Origin of the sequence: Actinocorallia aurantiaca (genome assembly GCF_039533685.1) — a bacterium.
GTDB classification, from domain to species: domain Bacteria; phylum Actinomycetota; class Actinomycetes; order Streptosporangiales; family Streptosporangiaceae; genus Actinocorallia; species Actinocorallia aurantiaca.
Map to the genome: position 1 here is coordinate 186399 of NZ_BAAATZ010000003.1, position 2423 is coordinate 188821.

A 2423-nucleotide genomic window follows, 5' to 3' on the forward strand; every position below is an offset into this window, starting at 1 on the left:
TCAGCGTTTCCAGAAGGGGCGTTTGCGGGGGCGGGTGAGGGTGGTCAGGGCCTCGATGAGGCGGGGCCAGAGGACGAGGGGGTCGGGGGAGGACTTCAGCTCCTCCAGGAGAGAGGACAGCGTGGGGATTGAGAGGGACTCCAGGCGGGTGATGAGGTCGGACAGGTGCCGGAGACGTTCCTCCGAGGGGGCGTCGGTGAGTTCGCCCAGCCGGGACATCTCCAGCTCCAGGAGCGGATCGGCATCGGGGGCGGGGGACGGGGGGAGCGGTCCGCCACTGATGGGGGTGTAGGAGGTGCCGGAGAACGGAGGACCACCGGGGGCGGGGGCTCCACCGAACGTGCCGGGGGCCGGGCCGGCGGGGGCGGGCATGGCGCCACCGAGCCGGGACCGGGACGCCCTGGCGGGGGCCGCTCGGCGAGGACTCGCCGGCCGGGGGGATCCGGCCGGAGGCGCGGGGGCCGCCATCATCGGGGCTGAGACGGGGAGCGCGGCGGAGGCGCTTTCGGGCTGCCAGCCGCGGGGGAGCTCGACCGGCTGGGTCACCTGGTGCGGGGTGCCCCCGGAGGTGACGATGCGCGAGTCCACCGCGACGAAGGCGGTGAAGCGGCACAGCACCCCGTGCTTCAGCGAGGTGGTGACCAGCCGCTGCTCCAGCTCGTCGGACGGCCGGACGGCGTAGGCGTCCTCCAGGTCGCGCAGATGCGCGCGAGCCCAGATGGCGGTGGCGGCGAGATTGCCGGTGACGTACGGGGTCAGCGTCCGGCGCCATTCGGCCGTCGCACCGGCGGGGTCTCCGGAGGCGGACGTGTCGGCGGTGACGGTGAGGGGGCCGTGACCGCGGTAGCGGCCGGAGACGACCAGGGGGACGCCGGGGAAGACGGACGGCGGGCGGGCGGGGGTGAGGGTGTCGGGGAGGAGGGTCAGGCCGGGGGAGGGGTGGAGGGTCACCCGGGTGAGGGCGGGGGCGGCGATGCGGTGGTGGATGTGCTCCATCGCGGTGTCGAGGCGGTCCTCGGACTCGACCAGTTCGCAGCGGCCCTGGCCGTAGGCGGAGAGCCTGCCGAGGAAGCCCGCGTTGACGGCCTGGTCGATGCCCACCGTGTGGACGCGGATGCCGTTCAGGGCGGCGGGGGGCAGGGCGGCGAGGATCTGGTCCTCGTTGCCGACCTGGCCGTCGGTGACGAGCACCAGGACCCTGTCGCGGTCGGGGGCGTCGAGCAGGGCGACGGCCCGGGTGAGCGGGGCCAGCATTTCGGTGCCGCCTCGGGCGCTCAGGGCCGCCAGGTGCTCGACGGCGCGGAACCTGTTGCGGTCACCGGCCTCCGCGAGCCCCGGGGGCAGGCCTGCGGGCTGGTCGACCACGTGGTCGAAGGAGAGCACGGTGAACCTGTCGTGGGCCCGGAGGCTGTCGATGATCCGGGCCGCGGCGCGGCGGGCGGCGACCATCTTCCAGCCCTCCATGCTCCCGGACCTGTCGATGACCAGCACGACGTCCTTGGGCCGGGCGGGCCCGGCCTCCCCCGGGACCAGCGTCAGCGTGAACGTGCCCTCGCCGCCGGCCTCCTCCGCGGAGTCCGGAACGAGGACCAGCGATTCGACCAGGCCCGTTTCCAGCGGTGAGGAGGGGGGCGGGGCATAGGGGAGGCGGAGGATGAAGTCGCGGTCCAGGCGTTCGCCGGGGACGAGACGCAGGGTGCCGCCTTCGCCGGTGAGGGTGTGGAGGCTGGAGGCGACGGGGCCCAGAAGGAGCCCGGCGGGGTCGAGGTCGGCGGTGATGCTCAGGGCCACCGGGTCGGGGAAGCCGGGGAGCAGGACGGGCGGGGTGACGCGGGAGGCGTCGGGGACGGCTTCGGTGTCGGGGTGGACACCGGTTCCCGCGGGCGGCCCGCCCAGCGGGGCGCCGGGGATGTAGCGGGGGGCGACCACGAGGGGGAAGCGGAAGGTGGCGGCGCCGTCCTCGTAGGGGAGGGGCTGGTTCAGGGTGAGCCTTACCGTCACGCGTTCCCCGGGGAGGATGTTGCCGACCCGCATGGTGAAGACGTCGGGGCGGTCCTCTTCGGCGATCGCGGCGCGGCGGCCGGAGGCGATGGCCTGGTCGTACTCCTCGCGGGCCGCGGCCCGCTCCTTCAGTTCCGCGTCGACGACCCTGCCGTCGGCCTCCATGCGCAGGGCGGTGACGGCGGCGCGGTCGGGCAGGGGGAAGACGTAGGTGGCTTCCAGCGGGGTCTGGAACGGGTTGCGGAAGCCCTGGGTCACCTCGACGCGGGCGGCCAGGCCCGTGATCGCGGCATGGACGTCGACGGTGTCGAGCGGAAGGTTGCCCTCGGCGGTGGACAGGGCGCCGAATCCCGCTTCGGGGACCGGGGGCGGGGGCGAATCCATCGGCATAATCTGTACGTTCACGGGGGCCTCCCTGGCGA

General features: G+C 74.3%; 1 protein-coding gene. It reads right to left on the reverse strand.

Features of this window, described 5'->3' with window-relative positions:
- Nucleotides 1-2406 carry a VIT domain-containing protein gene (locus ABD327_RS03980; protein ID WP_344448744.1) on the reverse strand — a complete coding sequence of 802 codons (2406 nt, stop codon included), beginning with the start codon at nucleotides 2404-2406 and terminating at the stop codon, nucleotides 1-3.
- Nucleotides 2407-2423: the final 17 nt, after the last annotated feature.